The sequence below is a fragment of the Mangrovicoccus algicola genome, from assembly GCF_014903745.1.
Lineage (GTDB): Bacteria > Pseudomonadota > Alphaproteobacteria > Rhodobacterales > Rhodobacteraceae > Mangrovicoccus > Mangrovicoccus algicola.
This window is the reverse complement of sequence record NZ_JACVXA010000029.1, coordinates 19,140-27,131: the sequence shown is the minus strand read 5'-3', so window position 1 is coordinate 27,131 and position 7,992 is coordinate 19,140. Positions and strand designations below refer to the sequence as shown.

7 protein-coding genes are annotated in these 7,992 nt (G+C 65.5%); 5 read left to right on the top strand and 2 right to left on the bottom strand.

Features of this window, described 5'->3' with window-relative positions:
• Window positions 1-126: 126 nt before the first annotated feature.
• The 4 genes from ICN82_RS10710 (at window position 127) to ICN82_RS21715 (ending at window position 4,742) form a co-directional block, all read left to right on the top strand.
• On the top strand, window positions 127-939 hold the full coding sequence (locus tag ICN82_RS10710) for a site-specific integrase (RefSeq protein ID WP_193182532.1): 813 nt from the start codon (window positions 127-129) through the stop codon (window positions 937-939).
• Window positions 936-2,540, top strand: coding sequence for a tyrosine-type recombinase/integrase (locus ICN82_RS10705; protein ID WP_193182530.1), 1,605 nt, complete (start codon window positions 936-938; stop codon window positions 2,538-2,540). Before ICN82_RS10710 ends, ICN82_RS10705 begins: the two co-directional genes overlap by 4 nt.
• Window positions 2,533-3,240 carry a hypothetical protein gene (locus tag ICN82_RS10700; protein WP_193182528.1) on the top strand — a complete coding sequence of 236 codons (708 nt, stop codon included), beginning with the start codon at window positions 2,533-2,535 and terminating at the stop codon, window positions 3,238-3,240. The genes ICN82_RS10705 and ICN82_RS10700 overlap by 8 nt, the downstream gene beginning before the upstream one ends.
• Window positions 3,241-3,863: 623 nt before the next feature.
• A complete protein-coding gene (locus ICN82_RS21715) occupies window positions 3,864-4,742 on the top strand; it encodes an IS3 family transposase (protein WP_407943756.1) in 879 nt (292 codons plus the stop codon).
• A 288-nt stretch (window positions 4,743-5,030) separates the two neighbouring features.
• Here the strand turns inward: ICN82_RS21715 and ICN82_RS10690 are convergent, their stop codons facing one another.
• The gene (locus ICN82_RS10690) at window positions 5,031-5,345 is read right to left on the bottom strand and encodes an H-NS histone family protein (RefSeq protein WP_193182524.1); all 315 of its coding nucleotides are present in this window, start codon (window positions 5,343-5,345) and stop codon (window positions 5,031-5,033) included.
• Window positions 5,346-5,747: 402 nt separating this feature from the next.
• On the opposite strand from ICN82_RS10690, the gene ICN82_RS10685 reads away from it, so the two are divergent.
• Window positions 5,748-6,437, top strand: a complete 690-nt coding sequence (locus tag ICN82_RS10685) for an uS13 family ribosomal protein (RefSeq protein ID WP_193182523.1) — start codon at window positions 5,748-5,750, stop codon at window positions 6,435-6,437.
• A 311-nt stretch (window positions 6,438-6,748) separates the two neighbouring features.
• Here ICN82_RS10685 and ICN82_RS10680 read toward each other — a convergent pair whose 3' ends face one another.
• On the bottom strand, window positions 6,749-7,951 hold the full coding sequence (locus ICN82_RS10680) for a glycosyltransferase (RefSeq protein ID WP_193182521.1): 1,203 nt from the start codon (window positions 7,949-7,951) through the stop codon (window positions 6,749-6,751).
• Window positions 7,952-7,992 lie beyond the last annotated feature (41 nt).

The following is a 7,992-nucleotide window of genomic DNA, read 5'->3' as shown; positions in this document are numbered from 1 at the left end:
CGGTCCGGCATCGGCAGGACGGCGATTGCCCCTGCGGCCGCGCGGACATTCAATGCCACGCTCCGCGGCGCGCGGCGCTTTTCCCGATAGGCCGTCTCCGAAGGCAATGCGGGCGATGCCGATGCCATGGCCCGTGCCCTCGATGCGCATGGCAAGGTCTGGCGGCAGGTCAAGCCGCTCGATATCGCGAAGGAGGAGTTCGCCGAAGACCTGGAAGACGCGGAGATCCGGGAGATCGAGACATTCCTCGCCCATGCCGCGGCAAGCGGAGGGGCGGACAGCCGCGTTGCCGCCCGCGACTACCTCATGTGGCGGATGGCGATCGAGTACGGGTTGCGCATCGGCGAGATCCTGGCGCTGCGTCTCGAGGACCTGCCGTGCCGGACGCAGGATTGGCTGAAGATCCTGCGCACCGATCGCCGCGGCGACCTTGTCGACCCCCGCGCGCCCAGGGCGCCGCAGGTCAAGACCCTCGGCCGCGATCTCGGATACTACTTCAGGAATTCGCGTTTCCCGGAACTTTTCAGCCGTTACCAGTTGAGCCACCGATGGGTCTGGGCCAGCCGGAAGAGCGGCGCCCGGTACCAGAAGACCCGTTTCGCACACCCCTATCTCGTCATCAACGCTACCGACGGCATGCCCCTGTCGATGCAGAGCGCACAGCGGCGGGCCGCCTTCATCCGCGCGGAAACCGGCGTGGATTTCCACTGGCACGCGGCGCGCCACTCGTTCTTCAACCGGGCCTATGTCCTGATGGACGCCATCAAGGATCCGCTCGAGCGCGAGGAAATGCGCGCGGGCCTCGTCTACTGGGGCGGCTGGTCCTCCGAGGACAGTCTCGACATCTACACCGCGACCGCCCGCCGGAACAAGGCGCGCGGCGCCGCCTTCGCCCTCGAGGGGACGGACGGCAAGCCAAGCTGGGGCGCAATCGATTGACCGACCGGATCATCGTCGACGACCTCCGGTTCAATCCGGAGACGGGGCTCTACCGGCGCGAGGACGGGGTGGAAGTCGCGCTCGCACATGACGCCGCACGCGACCTCTGGGTCTCGCCGGACGGGGCCGAATACGTGCAGAACCTCAACCGCATCGCGGATCCGGTTTACATGCGGATCGACGGCGGGCTCTGGCGGACGAGGTTCAACGGAACTGTCTTTTCTGTCGACTGGAACGCCTTCGACCTGCCTGCATGGGTCCTGCCGGAACTGAAGGCCGTGCTGATCCAGCGCCTTCGGGTCCGATGTCGACGGGAGTTGGCGAGGATGGGGACCATGCTCGCCGCGTTGCAGGACATGTCTCCAGCAGCCTTTGACGGGCACGCCTCGCTGGGCGACTTGACCGCCGCCGAACTGGCAGCCGTGATGCTGGGACTCCAACCGGTCAGCGCGGAATACGCCAGCTATTTCAGGTCGCTCTACGCCGATCTTGAGCTCATGGGCCATCCCGGATGCACCGAAGAAAAGCTGGAGCAGCTCCGGCAATACAGGCTGACCAGCAAGACCGCGTTGCCCGATGTGCGCGCGTGGGACCCCGGGTCCGGCGCGCTGACCACGTCTGAACTCGAGATCCTGCGCGGCAACCTCCTGCCGCCGCCGAAACCGGAAACCGACACGGAGCATTTCTGCAGGCTGATGCTGCGCACGCTGGCGGCCCTCGGACGGCGGCCCGCGCAGATGCTTGCGGTGATGGCCGATGGCATCTTCCGCCGCCCGCAGGATCCGGGACTGCCCGCGGTCGTCTATGTGCCCGGCGCGAAGGCGCAGCGCAACGGCGCGCCGCGGCCCTACGACCTTCCCGACGATCTCTACGACGACCTGATGCGCTTCGCGGAGCGCCCGGCCATCCGGGAGGCGCAGGCGCATCTCGGGCTGTTCTTCGTGACGCCGTTGACGCACCAGACGCGCGTGGCCGGACCAAAGGCTGCCGGGCCATGCACGGTGCTCCTCCAGGACTGGATTGCCCGGATAGGGATCCTCAGCCCGCGGACCGGAGAGCCGCTGCATGTGACGCCGACCCGCCTGCGCCACACCGTCGCCACCCAGCTGGCCCGCAAGGGGTGGTCGAAGGCGGACATCCGCGAATTCCTGGAACACAACTCGGACACTTCCGTGGACGCCTATATCGACGCGGTGGGCAACGACATGACGCCCGCGCTCGAGCGCGCCGACCGGGCCCTGGGCGGCGTGTTCTCCGACTTGGCCAGCAGCTTCCAGGGCAAGGTGGTGGCCCGGCCCGCGGGGAAGATCGACAAGCCCGTCATCGTGCCTGACCTGGTTAACCGCGCGATCATCGGGCAATGCGGGAAGACCGGGACCTGTCGCCATAGCCCTTTCGCGGCCTGCCTCGCCGGATGCGCGCATTTCCTCTTCTTCCGCGATGCCGATGTCGATGCCGCGGAGGATTTCCTGCGCGGCGAGCACGAGCGCTGGCGGCAGGCCGAAGGCAATGCTCAACGCACCCGCATCCAGGACGACTTCGCGCGCATCAATGCTGGTCTCCAGGCGGCCGGGATAGCTGCGGGGAGGGAGGATGATTGATCCGATCCTTCTCCGCGCGCTGAATGCGGTCAAGCCCGAGCTGCGGCCTGACGCCAGTGTCCTCGAACTTCTGCTGCCGGACGGTACCGGCTTTGCCGATGACGAATGGGAGCTGGGCTCCTGGAAAGGGACGGTTGCCCGGCCCCGCAAGGAGACGCTGAAGTTCGGCAAGATCGCCCACCCGGAGATGCGGGATGCCGCGAAGGTCATCATCCTGGCACGGAGACGGAAAAGAGGGATCGGCCCAAATCACGCCAGATATTACCTTGCCGCTGCCAGGGCTCTCGGCGACGTTCTGGGCGCGCGCCCTCTTTCGGGCCTGACCTCCGGCGATCTCCACCGTGCCGGGGCGAAGCTGCTGGTCAAGTCCCGCAACTACCTCACAATTCTCGCGGCGATGACCGGCGAGCTTCGGCGTCTCTACGGCATTGCCGTGGACTACAAGGCGCCGAAGACGGCGGCCGCCCGCCATGGCACCAGGGGCACCGACGAAGGCCGCTCGGCGAAACTCATCCCGGATGCGGTGCTGATGGACCTGCTCGCGCTTCTGCCGCGCGAGGATATCCCCGATGACGACCGGCTGCTGCTGTCGGCGATCCCGCTGAACCTTGCCTGCGGCTGGCGGGTCGGCGAGCTGGTCACGCTCCCCGCGGACTGCCTGTTCCGCGACGAAGGCCAAGGTAGCAACCTCAGGCAGTGAATGACCGGTCTGGAGGAAGGCATCGATACCAAGCGCGACCCCCGTGGCTTTTGGGTGACCGGTTCCTCCGCAGATCCGCCGCCCGGCATTGGCCGGACGAACGGCCGGAACGGCGGGCAGCAGCTCTCCGCGCGCTCCGGCGTCACGGCCAGCTTCCGCCCTGCCCTGCCTTCCCGGCCAGCGCTTCGCCCGGGGCCAAGCGTGGCCCGCGCGACCCCGCTGCCGGCCGACATACATGTCCGGCAGCCAATCTGCGCGCAAGACACTGAATCAACGTGGTGAATCCGGCTGGAGTTTACACATCGGGAGTTACGCGCTCCTTACAACATGCACGCGGTCCGAGCCGCCGCCGAGACAAGGGCTCCCTAGTAGCCATTGCGATAACGCGGAGATCCCCTGCCGGAGCTCTGCACTGATACAGTGATTTACACTTTTCTATTAGAAATAATTGCCGCAATTCATGGGCAACCGCGAATAACCTTTCGGTCGGTCCCAGGAATTTCCAAGCCCCGCCGGACATCCAGTCCGGCGGGGCTTTCCATTTCCGGGGGCCGCGCGCCCCTTTGGGCGGCAGGAGCGGTCGCGGCGCCTCAGGCCGCGCAGCTTTCCGCATCTGCCCCGCCATGGAACCGGACGGCATGGCCGGATATCAGCGGCTCCTGCAAGCCTGCCCCCTGGGAGCCGCACATCCCCGGCCGCCTCTATGCGGCCCGCCTGCATGCCCCGGGCTTCCAGGGCAACACCGCAAGGAAGGCGTTGGAAGCAGCAGCGTTCCTGCCGGTGTGAGCAGCCGCCAGCGCCCCGGACCTCCGCCTCCAGCTTGCCCGGGGGCAGCCGCCGCCCCCGACGCAGTGCCGGCCTTTTTCTCTTGGCTGAAGGCGCGGTCCGGCATCGGCAGGACGGCGATTGCCCCTGCGGCCGCGCGGACACCCATTGCCACGCTTCGCGGCGCGCGGCGCTTTTCCCGATGGGACGTCATCGAAGGCAATGCGGGCAACGCCGAGCCATCCGGATTGAGAAGGTCCGGCCTGCTCGGCATGGGCGCGAAATGTCTCGACCAAAAGAAGGGCTGCCAGATGTGCGCCCGCGATCGTGGAACCGATCGCGCCCCGTGCGATCTCTTGCGACATGAGCGACAGGACGGTCGAGATGGCTTCGGCCCCAGCGCTGCGGCGCTGAACAGGGATGAAGTCCGGCATGAGCGTGTCCCCGGATCCGGACTGGGAGTTACAGCAGTCTCAGGAACAAGGGATCGCACAGGAACAGACAGCCCCGCGCCACTTCACCGCCGAGTTCAAGGAGCAGGCCGACGCATCGATGAGCCGGAAGGGAAATTGCCTCGCGTTCAAGCTGGTCCGCGCCAGCGGATCGAACGGTCCGGGAACGGTTCGAAAGCGCAGAACGCGCCGATGGAGAGCTTCTTCGGATCGCTGAAGACCGAGCTCGTCCATCGAGCCAGGTTCCGGTCGCGCCGCAAGGCCAAGGCGTCCGTTTTCGCCTGAAATCGAGTCACTGGATCGATTTTTTCAGGGCTCAACTCGAGTAGATCGCCATCTTCCTTAATCGGCAGCGCCGCCATTCGAGCATCGGATATCGCACGCCCGGGCAGGCGAGGATCGACATGACCGCCGCGATGGCCTCATAGCAAACATTGGCCCGGTCCGGGATCCGGGGGCAAGCGCAATTCATGAACAACCGAGAATGACGGAGCCAAGCCGGGCACGGGATGCAGAAAGCCCCGCGATGCGGGGCTTTTCCTCGGGTCATACAGATAAGGCGGATACCGCAGATCAGATCGCGAAATCCTCGATATTCGCCCCTTCTTCCAAAGCCAGAACCAGCCATTTCGGCTTGCGCCCCCGCCCCGTCCAGGTGTTCTTCGGGTTTTCGGGATCCCGGTATTTCGGCAGCGCGCCGGTCGGAGAGGCGGAGGCCCGCTCCATCTGGACGATTTCCTCCAGCGTCACGCCGTGGCGCTGCGCGATCTCGCGCATTTCGGCCAGGGCGGCATCCTTCTGCTCTTTTTCGACCTCCGCCATGCGTTTGTCGATCTGAACTTTCAGATCTTCCAGTTCGTCGCGGGACAGCTTGGAAATATCAACCATTCTCATTTTCCTTTCGCTTCGGAAGGACTCCGGAATTCGTGCCGCCGCAGCCTGAGCGCGCCGATCTTTTTTCCGTGCTAGGGAAAACCCGAAAAAAACACAAGGTATAATACGAATTCCCTTCGCAAGGCCGACGGTAATTTCGACGTTGCGATAAATGCCGCCATTTTCATCCCATAGTTAATAGTTTCTTAATAACCGGATATATCATTGCTTCCGTTTTCCTGACTTCCGCTTCGGTCCCCCTCGCGCGACGCGGCAGGCCCTGCCGCTTCCGGGGGTGTCGCACGCGCCGCAAGATGCCCGCGGCAAGGGCGCGGGAACAAAACATACTGCCCGCAGTTGAATGGCAGTGACGCGGATGAGACCGCGATAGACGAGACCATGATTGGAGATCAAAAAATGAAAAAGCTGCTGCTTGCCACGACCGTTATCGTGACGATGTCCGGTACCGCCTTCGCACAAACCGCGTCGAGCATGGATCGCACCCAGCTTGAATCCGTCGCCGAACAGGCGTTCAGCGAGGCGCAGATCGATTATGATGTCGACCTTCTCACCGACGATCAGCTGACCCAGATCCGCGACTCCGTCGAAGAGCGCGAGGGCGAGGATCTGCGCCGTGAACTTTACGTGATCGTCGGCACCGAGAATGAACCGAATTATGATCCGGCCGTCGACAATGCCGTTGAAGGCACGGGCGAGCCCAGCCAGCTTCAGGCGACCGCCGCCCAGATGCTGCGCGATGCGGGCATCGCTTATCCCGTCGCGATGCTCGATTCCGCCCAGCTTGCCTCCATCAAGACGCTGGAAGAAACCGGCAGCGGACCGGATGTGAAGAATGACCTCTGGGCCATTATCGGCTTCGAAAACCAGCCGGACATGCCGGATCCGATCGGCGATTCCGTCGAGATGACCCAGGTCGAGCGCAGCCAGCTGGAAATGACGGCCTATGACATGCTGACCGAACACGGCGTGCCGTATGACGTCGACAAGATTTCCAATTCGCAGCTGGCCGAGATCAAGGCGCTGACCGATGAAGACGACGCCGACCAGGCGCGCGAGCTGAAATCCATCCTCGGCGTCGATAGCTGAGGCACCATGGCTCCGGGTTTCGCCCGCGTGACGAATTCAGGGCACGGGTTGTTTTGATGCCATGAGTCCTGACGGAGCCGTCTGCCTCCGGGATGGCGGAACACGGGTAAAACCCTTCGTGGCCGTGGCTGTTCAAGCCGCGGCCACTTTCTGTCCGATCCCGCGATCATCCCGGCGATTCACATTCACGAAACGCGGCCCCCGGCCCGTCCAGATGCGCCGCAGGTTTCCTTCCTTCCTGCATGAGCCGCACCGGGCGCGACCGGCGGCATCATTTTCGCCGAGCTTCTCCGATGCGCCTGCAACCGGTCTCAGCCGCTGCCGCCGCGGCATAGCTCCGCCAGCTCCTGCGCGCGCGCAGGCCAGATCCAGCGGCGATCGTATCCGGCAAGCGCCCGGCGCCGCGCGGCCTCGCCCTTGCGCCGCGCCGTCTGCGGGTCGTCCAGCAGCCGCGCGACCGCCACGGCCACCGCCTCCGCGTCGCCGGACGGCACGATTTCCGCCATGCTGTCATCGGGGATGACCTCGCGCACCGGCGGGCTGTCCGAAACGACCAGCGGACAGCCCGCGGCCATCGCCTCGATCATCGACCAGCTCAGCACGAAGGGAACCGTCAGGTAGACATGTGCCTGGGAGGCCTGCAGCAAGGCACGATAGCGGCCATGCGGCAGCAGCCCGGCGAAATGCACGCGCGACAGGTCCAGGTCCAGCTCCGCCAGCATCCGCGCCTTCCAGCTTTCGCCATCGGGCAGCTTCTCGCCATAGGCGACGCGGTCCTGCCCGGCAATCACCGCATGCAGGCGCGGCCGCGTCTTCTGCAGCACCGCCAGAGCCCGCATGAATTCCGGGAACCCGCGATGCGGCTCCATCCCGCGAGTGGCATAGGTCACGACTTCCGCGCCCTCGGGCACGCCCTCGATCCGGGCCGGGCCCGGGGCGAAGGTCTCGCAATCGACACCGTCATGGCGCACGGTCATGCGCGCGCGATGCGTCGCCGGGAACTGGTCGGCCTGGAACTGCGTCGGACACCAGATCCGGTCGGCCTGGTCGAAATCCAGCAGCATCGGAAGATTGCGCGCCATCGCATGGGCCCGGCTGTCCTCGGCCCCCTCTGCGGCAGCCGGCCGCCCCGTGTCGCGCGGCGGCCAGCGATAGTACCATTCCGCGTAGCTGACGAATTTCGTCTCCGGCCAGACCGCCTTGGCAAAGCTGCCGGACCCCCATCCGGAATGGGCGACGACGATATCGGGCGCCGGGATGCGGTCGCGCGCCCGCATGGCCGCATTGGCGAAGCCCTGGGCATTCAGCACCGCGGACTCCAGCCCCCGCAGATAACGGTGGGTCTGCGCCGAGGGGTCGCGATGCGCCCCCATCCGCAGCATGCGGCAGCCTTCCGGCGGGGTCGCGTCGCGCGCGGCGGTGAAGAATGTCACGTCCCAGCCGCAGCGCGCCAGATAGGCGCCGAAATGGCCGAACTGGGCGGGAAAGTTCTGATGCGAGAATATGATCTTCATGGCCCAGCTTTGCCACGGCGCATCGCCTGCGCCTAGCCGTG